The sequence below is a fragment of the Rubripirellula tenax genome (genome assembly GCF_007860125.1).
GTDB lineage: Bacteria > Planctomycetota > Planctomycetia > Pirellulales > Pirellulaceae > Rubripirellula > Rubripirellula tenax.
The window spans coordinates 444,339-464,820 of the sequence record NZ_SJPW01000001.1; the positions used below are offsets into that span (position 1 = coordinate 444,339).

Consider the following 20,482-nt stretch of genomic DNA (forward strand, 5'->3'; position numbering starts at 1 on the left):
CATCTTTGGCTCCACCCACTTTTGCTTTTGTGGGGTTGCCCAATTACCCTCAATACCCGGCGAGCGTCCACCCCTGCGCCGTTGGGGGCTGGCTCATCCAGCGTTTGCATTCTTTCCTAAATTTCTATCCGCAGAGCTATCCCACCCATGGTCCAACCCCGACCAACCGCGAAAACGCGGCGCCAGCTTCGTACCGAGAAACGACGTTTGCAGTTGGAGTCGCTTGAGCGACGCGAGCTATTGGCGGCTCAGCTAATGAGTTCCGACGACGTCGCCCACGCAATTTTCGCGCCCGACACGCCTCAGGATTACATCGACCAGTGGGAAAATGATCACCAGCAGGGCACGACGTCTCTGGGATCCGAATTTATCGGTCCGATCAACTTGGGGGGATCTCGGTGGACCAGCCCGACCGGCGGCGCGGGCCCCGATTTCGGCGACGGAGCAACGATTTCGTGGAGCTTCATTCCCGACGGTTCCGAAGTCGCGGGTGGCGCGGCGCCTGCCAACAGCGATTTGGTCGCGTTCCTTGATGGAATTTACGGCGGCAGCGGCAACTCGATCCAATCCCGGCCTTGGTTCCCGTTGTTCCAAGGCGTGTTCGACGAATGGGAAGCCAATTCGGGTTTGACGTTCGTTTATGAACCAAACGATGATGGCGCGCCGCAAGGCGGCGGCAATGTCGGCGTCACTGGCGTACGCGGCGACATCCGTATCGGTGGTGCGAACATCGACGGTAACTTCAACACGTTGGCGTATAACTTCCTGCCCACCGGCGGTGGAAACGCGGGCGCCGATGGCGACATGGTCATCGACACCAACGATTCGTTCTATCAATTGAATTCGAACGGTGCCAATGGCGAGAACCGCGCCTTGCACAACGTGCTGATGCACGAAGTCGGTCACGGTTTGGGACTGCGACACGTCACGCCCGTCAATCGCACCAAGCTGATGGAACCCACCGTCACGCAGGCGTACTTTGGCGCCCAGCACGACGATTTGTTGGCGATCCAAAGTCTGTACGGCGACCGTTTCACCGATAACGACACCATCGATGTCGCGACCGACCTGGGTATTCTGGCCGACACGGCGATCCAAGTTTCCGACGTTTCGATCGACAGCAACACTGACATCGACTGGTACAGCGTTGATCTGGACGCTGGCCAAGTCTTGACACTTGCGCTGTCGCCTCAGGGTCAAACCTATGTCGTCGGTCCCGACGATGGAAACAACGGCGTCAACGATCGCACCGTCAACACGCGTCGCAACAGCGACTTGAGTCTGGAGTTGTATGATCCGTCGGGCGTTTTGGTGCTCTCACGCAACGCTGGCGGACTTGGCGAAAACGAAGTCGCCGCGGCGGTTGCGATCACCGAAGCCGGAACGTACAAGGTCGCCATCATGGGCAACTCGCCCAACGGCATGATCGCCGGCGACGTGACCCAGACCCAGTTCTATACATTGACGGCCCAGCGGTCGGAATTGGCCGACCCCCGACTGATCGCGGTTGCGACCAATGGTGGCGACCTGTTTGACTTGGATCCGCCCGATCAATTTGAAAACGTTCGCCAAGTCGCGCCGAACGAATTGACGCTAACCTTTGGCGGTACGCACGCGATCGATCCGGCGTCGTTGGGTGCGATGAGCGTCCAGTACAGCGAATCAGGCAATTTCGCCGTCGACTCTGTGGAAGTACCGATCGGCTACGTCGGGCTGGACAGTGCCGGCCGAAACGCCGTGCTGCGTTTTGCCGAAAACTTGAAGGACGGCTTTTATCAGCTTTCGATCACCACCGAATTGACCAGCTCCTTCGGCGTTCCGTTCTTGCCGTCGTCACCGGAACCCGTGCCGGGCAACCCGCTGCTGACTCGCGAAGTGATCGCGTTCGAAGTCGAATTGGGTGCGAAGGTCATCGCCGTCGTTCCGCAACCCATCGTCGGCAGCACGCCGACCGCGAACCAGATCGAAGTTTACTTCGACGACGCCGATTTGTTCCGCGCCGGTTCAACGATTGGTACACGGGCGTTCTATCAGCTCGTCGACACTCAAAACACCGCAACGACCGAAGACGACTCCATCGTGATCCCGACGACGGTCGCCGTCGACGCGGCCGCGCGCAAGGTCACGTTGACCTATCCCAACAACTTGAACACGTACGTCACCGATGGCGACTCGCTGCGATTGCGCGTCGGTGACAATTCCGACTTCACGACGATCAACGTGAACCAGCAAACGATCAGCGGCGCCGAACCGGGACTGACCAAAACCACCGCTCGCGTCGTGACCTCGGCCGCTACGGGAAATTGGTCGACCGTCGTCGTCGGGCAACAGATCAATAACGTCGGCGCGGTCCAAGTCACTCCGATGGTCGACAACGCGGGCGGCATTCTGGAACCCGGCCACCGTGATATCGAAGTCGAAGACCACTACATCAGCCCCGGATCACGCGACAGCAACAACGCGATCACTACGATCCCTTACACGTTCTTGCGTAACACTTCGTATGGCGTGAACAGCCAAGGCGACGCGCTATTCAACCAGATGAACGCGGAACAAGAAAAACGTTTCCTCGAGATTCTGGACATCTACAGCGCTCGCTTGGGCATCGATTTCTACGAAACTGAGGACACCGGTCTGAAGCTGATCGTCGGTGACTTGTCGACAGCCGACCCGACGACCGTCAGCGGTCCCGGTGGAACCGCCGGTTTGGGCGGACCGGGTGGCGTGACGATGGACGCGCTTGACTTCACCACTTCGCAATCGAATCAGTTCGGTCAGAGTTTCTTTGACGTCGCGCTGCACGAGATCGGCCACGCGATCGGACTGGGTCACTCCTACGACCTGGTGTCCGGAACGGTCCAGGGTTCCAATGGCAATTACCCCGATTCGACACGTCCCGGCCCGGGAACCGAGTGGGAATTCCCAGGCGAAGCGGACATCATTCACGGCACGTACTTGCACCAACTCGAATCGCTCGATGTTGACCTGTACCGTATCAACGTTACTGAAAACGGTGTCTTGAAGGTCCAAACGATGGCCCAACGTTTGGCCGACGCCAGCTTGCTGGATACGCGTTTGGCACTGTATCGCGAAGACGCCGCGGGTAAGTTGCAACTCGTTTCGTCCAACGAAGACTACTTCGGCAGCGATTCGTTCATCGATATCTCGGTGACCCCCGGCAACTACTTTGTCGGTGTTTCGTCGGAAGGCAACTCGCTTTACGATCCCAATTCGGGTCTGACGTCGGCCGGTGGTACCAGCCAAGGTGCCTATGAATTGCGAGTCGATTTCAAGAGCGAATCGGCCACGACGATGACCGACGTCGACGGCAGCCTGATCGACGGCGACCGCGACGGCATTCAGGGCGGCATCTACGACTTCTGGTTCGAACCGATCGATTCGTCGACCATCTATGTCAACAAAGCCGGCGGAGCGGGCGGCGGTGCGCTCGGATCGTTGACCAATCCGTTCACCAACATTCCCGACGCTTTGGCGGCGGCCGAAATTGCGGTTGCCGCAAATGGTGGCGACGGCGTTGTGGTGCGGCTGTTGCCCAACGGCGGCGCCGACAGCGACATCACAACGGCGGCGGACAACTTGGCCTTTGAAATCGGCATCATCCAATCGCTTAACCAAACGCTGGATGACGGCCGAAATTTGATTCTGCCCGGCGGAGTTCACTTGGTGATCGACGCGGGTGTGGTGATGAAGTTCTTGGACAGCCGCATCTCCGTCGGCAGCGACGACGACGGCAACGACCGCAGCGAAGGATCGATCTCGGTCCAGGGTACGCCCGAAGTCCCGGTCTACTTCACCAGCTACAACGATCGCACGCTCGGATCGAACAGCAACATTTTGAACACGACGTCCGGCCCCGGCGATTGGGGCGGTATCGAAATCCGCAGCGACGTCGACCGCTTGCAAGGTCGCAACGATTTGTCGCGTCAAGGGATTTTCCAAAACTACATCAACCACGCCGTCTTCTCGTTCGGCGGTGGTACCGTTTCGACAATCTCGCGCGGGATCGACCCGATTTATTTGTCAGAAGCACGTCCCGAGTTGTCGTACAACGTGGTCACCAACAGCAGCGGTGCGGCGATTTCGGCCGACCCGAACACGTTCGAAGTCACGACTTTCACCGAACCGCGATTCCAACGTTCGTCCGTTTCGGGCAACGGATTCGCATCGGACTATGAACGCCTAGGTCCAAGCATTTTCGGCAACACGCTTGTCGATAATTCGACCAACGGCTTGTTCGTTCGCATCGACACGCCCGCCGGTGGCGAGTTGGAAACGTTGACCTTGACGGCTCGTTTCAATGACACGGACATCGTTCACGTGTTGGGCGAAAACGTCTTGATCGACGGCAACGCGGGCGGTCCGATCGAAGAGTCGCGTCGTCCCAGCCCGATCATCGGTGTATCGCCGACAACGGGCGGATCGATGGCTGCGGGAACGTATCAGTACAGCTATACCTTCGTTGACCCGTTCGGTTACGAGAGCCCCGGTTCGGTACCGCAAACGGCCGTCGTCGCCGCCGGCGGCGCGGTCGCGTTGACCAACATCCCGGCTGCCAGCGGTCGATACGTCGCTCGACGATTGTATCGCAGCACCGGTGGTGCTCCGTTCCAACTGGTCGCGGATCTCGACAAGTCAGGCCGTGATTACAGCGACACGGTCGCCGCAGCAATCGCATCGGCACCGGTTCTGAACACTGCCGATCCGGCCGTCGTTCACGGCCGCCCCGACGGAACGTTGGTGATCGATCCCGGTACGTTGATCAAGAACCAGGGTGCCCGAATCGAGCTCGGTTTCGGCGCGACATTGATCGCCGAAGGCGTCGAAGGTCGCGAGATCGTGATGACGGGGCGCAGCGACGATCGCTACGGAGCCGGTGGGACATTCGACACCAACGGCAACGGCACCAGCACGGGATCGCCGGGCGAATGGGCGGGCATCTACGGTGCACCGACCAGCCGTTTGAGTATCGACAACGCATACATCGCTTTCGCCGGTGGAGTCACGGGCGTCAACGGTGGTACGGCATCGTTCAATACGGTTCAAGTTCATCAGGGCGAAGTTCGTATCGCCAATTCGATCTTCGAAGACAACGCCGACGGCGTCGGTTCGATCCAAGGGAACGCGCGTCGCGACTTTGCACCCAACGATCCTGGCACGCTGTACTTCACCAGCACCCAGCCGTCCATCGTTGGCAACACGTTCATCAACAACGAAGGTTCGGCGATCAGCATCAACGTCAACTCGATGACGTCAAACTTCAAGACTGATCCCGGTCGCCAAACCGGCCCCGCCGATATCTATGAAATTCCGCCGGCCAACAACGGACCGGTATTCCGCGGCAACACCCTATCGGGCAATGACGTCAACGGGCTGACCGTCCGCGGCGAAGTTCTGACGACCGAAATCGTCTGGGACGATACCGACATTGTCCACGTGCTGCGGAACGATATCGAGATTGGCGACTTGCACACGTTCGGCGGCATGCGGTTGGAAAGCAGCTCGACCGAATCGTTGGTCGTCAAAGCCGAAAACGCCGAAATCTTGGCGACTGGTCGCTCGCTCGACATCGACGATCGCATCGGCGGTCGCTTGATTGTGCTGGGACAACCGGGTTTCCCCGTTGTGATCACGTCTCTGCAGGACGACACGATCGGAGCCGGGTTCACACCCAGCGGAGCGCCGCAAACCGAAACCGTCCCGACCACCAGCGGTGCCCAGTCAGGCGATTGGCAAGGACTTCGTTTTGATGAATACAGCAACGATCGCAACGTTGCGACGGCGACCGAACGCGAAGGCCTGATCACGGGCTTTGGTGACGCCAACGCTGAAATCGGCGCCCACCAAGAACTCGGCTTACTGGCGGCGGACGAAAAATCGGGCGACGAAAACGTCCGCTTGGGATTCACCGTTCATGGTGCTATCGCGGCCGATACGGATAAGGACCTGTACAGCTTCGAAGGCGTCGCAGGCACCGCGGTTTGGTTGGACATCGATTTGACCGATCCGCGTTTGGACACGGTCTTGGAATTGATCGACGGCAACGGACGAGTGCTGGCGCTGAGCCAAAACTCGCGAACCGAAGCTGCCGCTGGCGCGTTGACTTATACCAACACGACGTTGATGCGGGCCGGATCGGCGCTGCCGATGCAGAAAGCCCTTGGCGCATTGACCAGCGCGACCGGTGACTACTTGGACCTGTATTCGACCAACGACGGCGACTCGGGCATGCGAGTGATCCTGCCCGGTACGACCGGAACGCGCAACACGTTCTATGTCCGTGTTCGCAGTGCCAACCCGGCATCCAGCTATTCGACGTTGGCGGGCATCAACAGCAGCCTAGTTGCCGGTGGTAAGACGTCCGGTGGCTATCAACTGCAATTGCGACTGCGTGAGACCGACGAGTTCTCGGGAAGCGTCGTTCGTTATGCCGATCTGCGCTATGCGACCACCGCAATCGTCGCGACGGGATTGCCCGCCCACTCACCGATCGCAGGCGAACTGAACCATCCCGGCGGCTTGTTGGATCTTGGCAGTTTTGCCAATACCGACCGCGGGGCGATATCGGTTGCCGGTTCGTTGTCGACCGGTGCAGGCGGCGTATCGCCGCCCGACGTTTACGCGTTCACCGTCGATCGCGACGGCCTGCAAGGACTGGTTCCGACGACCAACAATGTATCGTTGATGATCGACGTCGACTTTGCCGACGGGCTGACGCGCCCGAACACCAGTGCTTACCTGTTCAACGGGACCACGTTGATCGCGATCGGTACCGATTCGAATATCTCGGACGACCGACTGACGCCGATCATTCCTGGCCAGCTTTCGACGGCGAAGGATTCTTCGCGTGGGTCGTTTGGCGGACGCGATGCCTACATTGGCCCGCTCGAATTGAACCCCAACGGTGATTACCAGTTGCTGCTGGCCGGTCCGGAACAAGTTCCGGCCGACATGGCTCAGTTCTTCAATGCCAACGCGCCCAACACGCTGGCTCGCCTGGAACCGATCGACTCGACCGTCCGAATCATCGACGACCGTTTCGACTACAGCCCGGGCAACGGAGCCAATGACACGCCAGTACCAAGTGCGGTACAAGGTCCCGAAGCGTTGCAAGTTGGTTTTGCCGACGACGGCAGCAACGTCGCTCCTTGGCAGTTCGGCGACATTCCGTTGATCGCCATCCGCGAAGATGCGAACGCCGCCGGCGAAGCACGGATTTCGATCTACAACCCGATGACGGGTCGTCACGACGCGGTCATCGAGGACTTCACCTCGGGCGCGGCCTTAGGCGCTGTCGCACAAACCACCGACGGAAGCATCATCGGAATCCGTAACCGTGGAAACGCGGCAACCCAAAACGATGCCAACACATCAACGACGTATTCGATTTCGAACGAAGGCGTTGTCACAGCGCTTGGCAATACCGGAATCGGTACGTTCGAGTTCTTCCGCACGACGGGTGCGAACCCGGCCAACACCAACCGCTCGGACAACGAGGGGATGGAGTTCGTCAGTTTGGCGTTCTATGAAAGCCCGTTAAACGAAAACCGATTCTTGTACGGGGTTGCCAACCGAGGGCCGTTCGACGGCATGACCGTCGGCACCGATCCGGCCAACGGCAACAACGTCAATGGGCCCGGCGAACTGCGTGACGGCGACAACCTGATCTATCTGTTGAACGCCGATACCGGGGCCGCGATCAGTCGCCGCGGTCGCAATATGATTGGCGGATTCGAATCGTCCGATCCGTTGGACGCCGATTTGCTTAACGATTTCAACGGCAATAACTCGGGCAACGCTTACTTCCCCGACGAAACGCCGTGGGCCGGGACAGATGTCGTCGCGCAGATCCAGATTCCAAAAATCTCGCCTGCGACGGGACTTCCCACCGGGAATGTCACGACGATCACCACCGCGGTCGGCAACGCCAGCACGTTGTATGCATTTACCGATTTGGGTGCCGTCTGGGAAATGGCGATCACGACTAACGCGAGCAACCAGTACAGCCTGGGCGATATCAACGGCGCGGCGGCGTTGACGTTCGATCCAACCTTGGGCCAAATCATCGCGGACACCCAAGGCAACGCGATCCAGTTCGAACAGATCACGCGCGGCCCGGCCAACTTTGTCGATGTGACGAATGATCCGATCGGAATCAGCGGACTGCTGTATGGTGTCGGACGACAAGTCGGTGAAGCAGACGCCGTTCGTCGCTTCTATGCGATCGACATCGCGACCGGCGCGACTCAGCCGATCTTCGCCTTCGGTGGCGACAATGTCACGGTTGACGACAACCAAGCAGCCGGTGAATTCGCCGGTCTGTTCTTCAGCCCGCTGGATCAATCGCTGTGGCACATCAGCGACACCGAACGCACCACGGCCGGCCACGGTTACGGCGCACTCGACGATCGTCCCGCGGTCATCGGTGGCGGATCGCTGCGATTCGGTTTCGACGCGCTCAATGACGACTTCAACCACTTGTCCAATGACATCGTCAGCGGTGATTCGGACGGCAACAACGACTTGGACGCCGACGATCTGCAAGGCTTCACCGGATACAACTTCATCGGTGGTGCGCACGGCAGCGTGCGAAGCAACACGTTGGACTTGAGCGGTTTCTCGTCCGACGATTTGCCGACGTTGTACTTCACGTATCTGCTCAATTCTGAAAACGTCAACGCCGACGATAACCCACAAGGCAATTTCAATGCCGCCGGACTCGACGACGTGATGCGAGATTCGCTACGCGTGATGGTGGCGGGTGAGGACGGCATTTGGCGGTTGGTTGCAACCAATAACATGGACGACAACATCAACAACCGTGTCTGGGATGACAGCCGTGGCAACGTCCACGAATACGATCCCGTCGGCAGCAACGGTTATACCGACGTCGGTGACCAACGGTTCGTTCAAGAACTGTTCGATGGTGACACGTTCCGCCAAGCCCGCATCGATTTGGGTTTTTGGGCCGGACAAGAAAACGTTCAGATTCGATTTGAGTTCTCGACGGCCGGCGAAGCCCGCCCGGACCAAAGTGAGATCCAAGCGTTGCCCGGTGATCAGATCGTCAACGGTCACATTCTGACGTTGACAGGACTCATGCCCGACTCGGCCGTCACCAATCAAGGCGATGCGTTGACGGCGGGAATTCGCAACTTCGAATTCAACCAAGGTCTTGTCGTGCAAATGCCGACCGGTGCCCAGGTGATCGCCGCAGGCGGCGCCGGTGTCGAATTGACACGTCCCGGTGGTTCGCGAATCGTGATCCTGTCCCAGACCGCGCAAGCCAACGGCGTCGTCGTTCTGGCGACCGATTCGGCCGAACAAGTTGCGACCAAAGTTGAGACTTTCTTGGGTGCTTCGGCCGCTCGTAGCTCGTCAAATCCGGCTTGGGTTGGTTTTGGAAACGAAACAGGTACCGGCACTTACGCGTTTGGCGCACTGAACCAGTTCGTGCTAAGCACGCCAAACGTTTCGGGTGGGGCCGATGCGATCATTCCGATCACCATCGAGATGACCGAGATCGAAGTTCGCGATGCCATCCAAAATACGATCGCAAACAACATCAAGTACGCCGACGCGCCGGCAAGTCTGGCTGCTTTCCCCGTCGTCGGAAACACCAACGCGATTCGCGTGTACGACTTGGCGGTCTCACAGAATTCGACGACGAATCCCGTGTCGAATCCAGGCAATGACACGATCGCCACCGCCCAAAGCTTGGACGGAAATCGCTGGACGCTGCAGAACAATCCTCAGATCAATAGCAGCACTTCGCGGCCTCACCAAACGATCAATGGAATTGGCGATGGCACTTACGACTATTTCTCGTTTACGGTGCAAAACGCCGGGGACGTCGCGACGTTCGACATTGACGCGGGTGCGTTCGATACCGAACTGCACCTTTATGATGCCGCGGGAAATCCGCTCAATGGAAATGATGATGCGGGCGGTGATCCCGGTTCGACCAGCAATCTGGATTCGTTCGTCACGCACACTTTTACCGCTCCGGGAACGTACGTGATTGGCGTCGCGGCATTCTCTTCGGATACGACCCCTGGCGGAATTACCGGTGCCACCGTTCCCGCGGGTGGTTTCTATCGCTTGCACGTCTCGCTCGATGGCGCTCCCGTCACCGGCAATACGTCGGGACGCTCGTTGACACTGATCAACGGCGAGAACTCGGGAGGTTCGAACTTGCCCGGTGCCCAGTTCGGTGTCTACACCGGCGGCAACTCCCTTGCCGAATTGCTACGCGCAGGTGAACGGTCGCGCGGACTCGGTGGCGCCATGGGTGTCTATCTGGACGACATCGTGATCGGATTGGCAGACCGTGGCGAAAGCTTCACCAACAGCTCGCAGGGAACGACGCTTGTCGATAGTCCGTACTTCGAACCGTTGTTCTATGATGCGCTCAGTGACACTGTGCGACCCATTACCGTCGAAACGACCGAAGGTGCGTATCAGGTCGAATTCCGACTCGGCCGCGAATACCTGGGCAACGACAACACGGGCAAAGATGCTCGAGTTCAAATCAACGAACGACTGGCCGAAGGGTTCAACATTGTCGTCGAACACACCGGCGCCGAAATTGTTGACGGCGACACGTTCACGCTGTCCAACGGTTCGGAAACGTTGACATTCGAGTTCAACGATGTGACCGTCGCCACGCTGACGTCGGCGCCACTGTCAAGCAACGTTCCGATCAATTTTACCTCGTCGGACTCGGCCGGGGACGTCGCCGATAAAATTCGCAATGCGATCAACAACTCGTCGATACAGTCGGTCTTGAATGCCATCGCAACTTCAAGCAGCGGCGATAATAATGACCCGACCGACCCGACGATTTTTATTCACGGTTACCTGGCCGCAAATGTGTTGGGCGGAATCAACCTAACGTCGCCGCAAAGTGGTCAGACTCACTTGACCGGTGTGATTACGGGTGGCAACGTTGTTCGCGGCGTCGACAACGGCGATAGCAACCGAACTCGCGATCAAGGCGTCTTCATCGTCGACTCGAACGTGATCAGTTTCTCCTCGGGCACGGCGATCGACATCACAGCCGGCGATTTCGGTCCGGGTGTCAAGGTTCCTGACGAAGGCAACCGTCCCAAACCGGGCGCGGTCGCCAACTTGCCGACCCTTTCGTCGGAAGACTTGGTTCACGGCGCAGTCGTGCAAAACAACTTGCTGATCAGCAACGGTAGCGGCATCAATTTGGCGGGTAATGCAACCGGCGGCGGCCCGAACGTCTACTCGCGAATCCTGAACAACACGATCTTCAATTCCAACGTCGGAATCGATATCGGTAATCGCGCAGCACCGACGCTCCTGAACAACGTTCTGGTCGACAACAACATCGGACTGCGTGGAATTAACGAAGGGCCAACCGTCATTCGTGCGACGGTCTACAGCGGCAACGGTCAAAACTCGACCGGATTGGGCGGCAACGGTACCGAAGCGATCGTGAATCCCGCCGGCCCGTTGTTCGTCAACCCGAGCGACGCCAACTTTGGTTTGGCCGCCGGCAGACCGAACTTCTATCCCGCCGCCGGCAGCGTCTTGATCGATAGCAGCATCGGCAGCCAATTGGACCGCACGTCGATCATTGACGTGAAGGATTCGCTAAACATTCCGCGCAGCCCGATCGTGGTGACCCAGCGTGACTTGGCGGGCCAGATCCGCGGTGATGGTAACACCACATCGGGCCAAGGCAGCAACGTCAACATTGACCGCGGTGCGCTGGACCGTTCCGACAATATCGGCCCAACCGCAACGATCATCGTTCCCGGCGATAATGACTCGGCCATGATCGACATCGATCGCACCGACACGTTCTTGCAATTGAGCGAAGGCGTTTACAACTTCTTTGAAGTACTGATCAACGACGTTTCCGGTATGGGCCCCAACGCGGGCACGATCACGCCGGACCAAGTCGTGCTGATCGAAAACGGCCGTCGCCTGATCGCTGGAACGGAATTCACATTCGCATACAACGTCGCCAACCGAACGATGCGTTTGACACCGGCCGCCGGCATTTGGCGACCCGATGCGGTCTACGAAATCGTGATGTTGAACGAACTGCTGACGCAAACCGACGGCAGCACGGTCAACCCAGTCGCCGACTTGGCGGGCAACCGACTACAGCCCAACCGGGCCGACGGTCAAACTCGATTCACGATCGTGATGCCCGACGTCGAACTGGACTTCGCCGACTCAACATCGCCGACCGATACCTATCGATCACTGTTCACGAACAATGGTGCTCGTCACGCGTTGGTCAACGAAAACTCGCCACGACTGGGCAAGTACGTTGATGCCGAAACCGATCCGACGGCCGTCGATTCCGATGACATCGCTGCGGTGCTGTCGGTCGACGGCAATGTTCGCGAAGCCGGAAACGGTCCGTTCACGGTCACCAGTGCATCCCCAGATGTGACAATCACTTTGGTTTCGCTGCCTGCGGTCGGCGATAACATTTCGATCACTGCGAACGGGTTCACCGCGACGTTTGAATTGGTCGAAGAAGGCGGCACGGTCGCCGTCGGCCGTATTCCGGTCGCCTACCCGACCGGTGCGACCATTGGCGAAATCACGGATCTGCTGGCTGCGAAGATGGAGACGGAACTGCTTGCACGAAACGTGCAGGCCGTCCCCGAGCATATTGCCGGCACCGCCGCAATCACCTTGATCGCCCAAGGCGACGAAGACGGCGCGTACATCGGATCGTTCGACGTTCCCGGATCGGGCACGATCAACGGTGTGTTCTTGGATCCGATCACGGGCGAAGTGATCAGCTTCCTGAACCCACTGGCACCCGGCGGATCCGAATTGTTTGTCGAAGTCATTGGCGAAGGCCTGCTTGATGCTTGGGTCGACTTCAACGGCGACGGTGATTTCAATGACCTCGGCGAACGTGTCTTGGCCAACGAACCGGTTGTCAACGGCCTGAACTCGGTCACGCTGTTCACGCCTTTCAACGCCGGTGTTTCGAACAACACCGACCTGTCGGGCTTCACCCGTGCTCGATTCCGACTCAGCACCGACGGCAACTTGGCCGCAAACGGCTTGGCGGTCGACGGAGAAGTCGAAGACTACACCGTCGTGGTGACGCAGGCGGCATTGCCGATCACCACCAACGACGCGTACACGTTCGACGAAGACGTGTTGTTGGACCAATCGGGCGCTGGCCAGGGCGTTGCGATTAACGACAACGACGCCGGTGCGACTGGCATCGTCTACGACGTCGTCGAAAACCCGATGTTTGGAACGTTGACGCTGGATCCTGCAACGGGCCAGTTCACCTATCAGCCCGATCCGGATTTCTACGGCGATGATTCGTTCACCTATCGAATCGAAGGCTTGCAAACGGTTGGCACCGGCGCCTACCCCGTACGCAGCGAAATCGCGACCGTCTCGTTGACAGTCACGCCGCTAAACGATGTTCCTTTCGCGACCGACAAGGCCTATGTCACGACGGAACTGAGTGATACCAACACGCCAGCGCCGATCACGATCAGCAAGGCGGATCTGTTGGTCGGCGCCTTGCCGCAAGACGACGCGCTGCTGCGAACGACGCCTTGGGACGAACAAGAACAAACGTTGACGGTGATCCAAATCAATGTTTTGGATGCGACCGGTGCGAGTGTTGAAATCGTCCCCATGGTCAGCACCTTTGTGCCGAAGGACGGTATCCACGAAGGCACGTCCTACGTCGCCGACGGCGTCGGCGGGTTCATCGAAGCGGGCAATTTGTCGGTCAACGTGGTCAACAACGAAATCGTTTCGGTCGAATACATCCCCGCGGCTCAATACAACGAAGACAACCCGCAAACCGGCGGTGTCCCGTCGCTCGACGCGTTCACGTTCACCGTGGCCGACGACGGCAAAACGACGCTTCCCAACGGGAACCCGGCTGCCCCAGCCTTGTCGCCTGAGATCACCACCGCGGTCGTGACCATTCAGGTCCGTCCGCAAAACGATTCGCCGGTCGCCAACGACGACACGATTCCGTCGACGACGTTGACTCCCGGCCCGGTCGAAGACATCGACTTTGTCATCCCGGTTGCGTTCCTTTTGTCCAACGACACCGCGGGTCCGACCGGTTCAAGTGGTACCGGCGCCGATGACGAGAACCTTCCCGTTAACGGCAACGATGCAGCCGTCCAGTTGGTCACCGATGCTCCCGTCGGTACACCACCGGCGAACTTCCCGGTCGGCTTCCAAGCCTTCCCATTGACGACAACAACCGGTGCAACGGTCTCGTTCGATTCATCGACCAACACGCTGATCTATTCACGCAATGACGATTTCTATGGCGTCGATTCGTTCGAGTACACGATCGTCGACAATGGTTTCGACGTCGCGATCGATGGAACGCGCACCAGCAATCCGAAGTACCACACCGCGACCGTCACATTAACGGTCGACCCGGTCAACGACGCTCCCCTAGCGGTCGATTACTCGGCTCAAACGTTTGAAGACACGCCGATCACGATCACTAAGACTCAATTGATCGGATCCGCTGTCGCGGATGCTTCGACGGTACAAACAACGTCGCCGCTGGACGAAACGAATCAAGTTCTCGAGATCACCTCGCTGGACATCGATGGCGTCGTCGTGACGGCGGCCAACGTGGTTGTCGGACAATCGTACGATACACCGAACGGTTCGATCGTTCCCAGTTTCGGTGCCGACGGTTTCTTGATCGATGTGGTCTACACACCCGTCGCCGATTTCAACGCCGACAACCCGTTGGATGCGGGCAACCGACGCTTGGACTTCTTCGGATTCACTGTTACCGACGACGGCATTTCGCCGTTGCCGCAAGGCGGCCCCGATGCGACCAACGCACCCGAGTCGTCCAGCGCGACGGCTCGCATTTTGGTTCGACCGATCAACGACGCGCCGGTCGCGGTCGACGATTTGGTCAGCGGCACCAGTTCGGACTGGTTGGCATATTTTGCCGGCTTGCCGACGCCGACTGTCGCTCCCGTTCCGACCGAAGACATCCCGTTTGTGATCCCACGCGACTTTGTCTTGGCCAACGATCGCAATTCGCGATTGGCCGGCGACGACCTTGTCGATGGCACCAACGACGAACGCGACGGAACGAACGACAGCACCGATTTGGCAATCACCCAAACGCCGATCACCACGGCTCTGGGCAGCACGGTTACGTTCCTGGCCAACGGTGATTTGCAGTACACGCCGGCGCTGGATGTCTTTGGCATCGACACGTTCGTTTACACGATCACCGACTCGGGGATCAACGAAGACGCAGCGGGCAACCAGACTGCCGCACCGCTGACCCACTTTGCGACGATCACCGTCAACTTGGCGGCCGTCAACGACACGCCGCTGCTGGATCCGATCAACGACGTTGTGACAATCGAAGACACGGCATCGTTAACGGTTGTCCTATCAGGTATCGATTCGGGCGGTGGCCCGGGTGAAATCCAAGACTTGCGCGTGATCGCGACCAGCAGCAACACGGCGCTGATCAATGATCCCGCGGTCACCTACACGTCGGCCGATACGGCCGGCACTTTGACGGTTGTCCCCAACTTGAACGCGGCCGGAACGGTCACGATCAGCGTCACGGTGGAAGACGCAGGACTGGACGGCGATTTTGCAACGACGGCGGACAACTTGACCGTCACGCAAACGTTCGAGGTTCGCATCCTCGCTCGCAACGACGCTCCGATCGCGGCCGATGATACGATCAGTTCGACGTCAACGCGCTGGAACGACTTCTTCGGTGGCGTTGGCCCGGTTCCGACCGAGGACGTGCCGCTGGATATTCCTCGTGACTTCTTGTTCGGCACAAACTTGGATCCGAACAACGACACCAACGGACCGCTAACGGCGACCGACGAATTGACCGGCATCAACGACGGACCGATGACGATCCTGCAAGTGCCGATCACGACGACGCTTGGCGGCAACGTGATCTTCTTGCCCAACGGCGACCTGCGATATCTGCCACCGGCGAACTTGTCGGGTGTGGACACGTTCACGTACACCGTGATCGATCAAGGCATCGACGAAGCCATCGACGGAACACGGACCCTGGTTCCGATGATGTCGACGGCGACCGTGACATTGACCGTTCTGCCGGTCAACGATCCGCCAACGATCTCGCCGATCGGCAACTTGGTGATACCCGAAGACACGCTCAGCCGTGTCGTTCCGTTCGCCGGTGTCAGTGCCGGTGGCAACGAATCGCAACCGCTTCGCGTCACCACGCTTAGCAGCAACCCGACGCTGATCAACAACCCGGCGGTCACTTACACGTCGGCCAATGCAACAGGATCGATCAACGTCGTTCCGAATCCGAACCAAACCGGAACGGCACAGATCACCGTCTTGGTCGAAGATGGTGGACTTGACGGCGATTTGGCAACGGCCGCCGACAACCAGATTTCGTCGACCGTGTTCACGTTGACTGTCACGGCGCTGAACGATGCTCCGATCGCAAACGACGACGCGTTGGACGCGACCGAAGACACGACGCTGACGATCACCGCGGCGTCGCTGATCGCCAACGACTTCAACGCGCCGGCCGATGCAACCGACGAGTTGACGTTGATCAATGACGGTGGATTGACGATCCAACAGCAACCGATCACGACGACCCTTGGCGGCACGGTAACGTTTGTGGCGGGCGGTAATCTGCTTTACACGCCGCCAGCCGACGCGTCGGGTATCGATACATTCACGTACACGATCTTTGACGAAGGTGTCCAGCAGGACGAGAACCTGAACAAGACGGTCTCGCCGCTTAGCGATACAGCGACCGTGACGATCACAATTGCTCCGGTCAACGATGTGCCGACGCTGAACCAGCCCAATGCGGTGACGATGTTGGAAGACACCGTCCGACCCGTCGTCTTGACGGGCATCACGGCCGGTGGTGGTGAAGTTCAACCCGCCCGCGTTTCGGTAACCAGCAGCAACACCACGCTGTTGCCAAACCCTGTCGTCAACTACACGTCGCCCAACGATACCGCTGCGTTCGACTTGGTCCCCAACGCGGACCAATTCGGCGTCGCCGTGTTGACGGTTGTCGTCGAAGACGCCGGTTTGGATAACGACTTTGACACGGCCGCCGATAACTTGTCGGTCACGAAAACGTTCATCGTGCGTGTCAATGCGGTCAATGACGTTCCGTTGCTCGACACGATTGCCGACCAACAGATCGATGAAGACGCCGTGGGAGAAACGGTTACCTTGACCGGCATTGCGGCTGGCGGTGGCGAGTCGCAAGCTCTTCGCGTCTTGGCAACCAGCGGCGACGCAACGTTGGTCGCCAACCCAACCGTGACCTATACGTCGGCGGAATCGACCGCCACGTTGACGTTCCAACCGGTCGCCGATCGATTCGGACAAACGCCGATCACGGTGACCGTCGAGGATGCAGGTCTGGATGGTGACTTCACCACGGCCGCCGACAATCGAACGACCACTCAGACGTTCAACTTGACGATCAATCCGATCAACGACGCTCCGTCCCTCGACGCGATCAACTCGGTCACGCTTGACGAAGACGCTGATCAACAAATCGTTGCTTTGACCGGCATCACGGCCGGTCCAAGTGAAACGCAAACGCTTCGGGTTCGTGCAACCAGCGACAACACGTCACTGGTTCCCAACCCGTCGGTTGACTACCAGTCGCCGCTGAGCACCGGCACCCTGAACTTTGTTCTTGGCCCCGACCAATTCGGTACCGCTACCATCACGGTTACGGTCGAAGACGGCGGCGAAGACAACGACTTAGTAACGCTGGCCGACAACTTGACATCGTTCCAGACCTTCGTCATCACGGTCAACCCGATCAACGACGTACCGACGATCACTGCGGTTGCGGATGTGACGGTGGCCGAAGACGCCGGACCGCAATCGGTTGCCCTAACTGGCATCTCCGCGGGTGGCGGCGAGACTCAACCGCTGCGTGTCAGCGTGACCAGCGACAACATCAACGTCGTCCCAACACCGACGCTGACCTATATCGATGGTGCAACAACAGGAACGTTGGATTTCACGTCGGCCAGCAACGCATTCGGTGCCGCGACCATCGTGGTCACGATCGAAGACGGCGGCTTGGACTTGGATCTGGCCACGGCAGCGGACAACGGGATCACCACCGAAACGTTTGTGATCAACGTCACACCCGACAACGATGCACCAACGCTCGACGCGATCGCCGACCAAACGATTGCCGAAGACGCGATCGATCAGTCCGTCACACTGTCGGGTATCAGCAACGGTCCTGGCGAATCGGGTCCGATCCGAGTCACCGCGACCAGCGCGAACCCGACTTTGATTCCAACAATCAACGTTGCGTACACGTCGCCTGAGGCGGGTGCCGTTCTGAGTTATGTATCGGGTACCGATCAATTCGGTACAACGACGATCACCGTAACGGTCGAAGACGGTGGCGTTGACGGCGATTTGGCAACGACGGCTGATAACGGCACATTCTCGCAATCCTTCGATGTCACGGTCACTCCGGTCAACGATGCACCAACGATCGATGCGATCACCGACCTTTCGATTGACGAAGATTCACCCGAGCAAGCGGTGTCGCTTTCGGGCATCACCGCCGGCGGTGGTGAATCGGGACCCCTTCGAGTGACGGCGACCAGCGACAACACGTCGCTGATTCCGAATCCGTCGGTGGTTTACACTTCACCCGCGGCAACCGGCACACTCGCATTCACGCCTGTGACCAACGCATTCGGCAGTGTCACGATCACCGTCACCGTCGAGGACGGAGGGCTGGACGGCGATTTGGCGACGACCGGCGACAATGCAACGACGACGCAGTCGTTCGTAGTCAACTTGGCGAATATCGATGATTCGCCGGTCGCAGAGGACGATTTCCTGAACGTCGACGAGAACACCGACATCCGCATTCCTGCGGCCGCACTGTTGGCCAACGATACCGATCCTGACATTGGCCCGGGTACGGGTGAACAATTGTCGGTGGTGCCGATCACGGAAATGACGTCAACGCAGGGCGCGATTGTTACGTTCAACACGTCAACCAATGAGTTCACTTACGATCCGCGACCGGCGTCCGCATTGCAAGCTCTTGCACCGGGCGAAACACTGGTCGATTCGTTTACCTATGCGATCACCGACGTCGATGGTGAAGACCCCAATCCGATCGGCACCGTGTTCTTGACCGTATCGGGTTTGAACGATGCTCCCGTCGTCGTTGACGATATCGTTCCAACGCCTGCATTGGTCAACGCAACCAATCCGATCATCATCTATCCGCTACGAAACGATTTCGATCCTGATGGCACGCTGGTCTTGGATTCGTTGATCATCACGCTGGATCCCATGTTCGGCTCTCTGGCGAAACGAGTTAACAGTTCGGGCGAAGTCGAATTGGCGTACTCGCCGTTTAGCACCTTCACCGGCAGCGATTCGTTCCGCTACACGATCAGCGATAACTTGGGCCAACAGAGTGCTCAAGCGACCGTGACGATCGCGCCGAATTCGACGCCGGTTACCGGCACCGATGCAGCGGGTGGCGTTCCCGGCGACTTGATCAATGTGGACGTTTTGGCCAATGACGTGCCAGTGGTCGGCGAACTCGATCGTTCATCACTGACGATTTCGGCGCAAGCCGGCAACGGTGTGGCAACGGTTCAATCCGACGGTACGATCACGTATGTGCCCAACGACGGTTTCTTTGGCATCGACACGTTCCAGTACATCGTGACGGACACCGAAGGAAACACCAGCGATCCGCAAACGGTGACGGTCAACATCGTCGCCAGCGGACGTGAGAATCCGCTGCTGTTCGGCGACGTCAATGCGGACGGTCGCGTCACAGCGTTCGACGCTCTATTGGTCATCAACCGACTCGGACGCGGTGGTGGAGCATCGCAAATCCCCGTCGTGGCCAGTGAACGCGGTCCGAACTTCTACGACGTCAGCGGAGACCAAACGATCACAGCTCGCGATGCTTTGCTGGTCATCAACCACATCGGATCCCAAGCCCCGATCATCAGCGGTGAACAAGTCGATGGTGACTTGATGGGCCAACCGATCGTTGCCGATTTGGCGTCGACGCGAGGCGGCACGCTGGTGCCTTCGATCATCGAAGCTCCGTCAGCCATCAACGACGCGTTCCAAACGTGGGATGATTTCGACGCTCCGGTCATCGGAACGCCAGCACCCAAGTTCGCCGGATTCGCAACGTATGATGCCGACGAAGCGGTGGACGCCGACCTGATCGATCTGATCTCGCAAGAGGTTGCCGATGACGACGATGGTGAGTCCGCCAACTTCGACCTGGCGATCCTGGGGCTGATCTAAACGTCGCAACAAGCTAGGGCAGGCTTTCGGCCTGCCCTAGTGACCGCGGAAATTCCTTGGATTTTCTTGTACGGATTTCGGGCCGGGTTGTCACTAATTTAGATAGACAACTGCGGACCGAATTTTGGCGAGA

At 58.7% G+C, this 20,482-nt stretch carries 1 protein-coding gene; it reads left to right on the forward strand.

Annotated elements, in window-relative coordinates; translation table 11 throughout:
* Positions 1 to 147: 147 nt before the first annotated feature.
* Positions 148 to 20,349, forward strand: coding sequence for a tandem-95 repeat protein (locus tag Poly51_RS01695; RefSeq protein ID WP_146453614.1), 20,202 nt, complete (start codon positions 148 to 150; stop codon positions 20,347 to 20,349).
* Positions 20,350 to 20,482 lie beyond the last annotated feature (133 nt).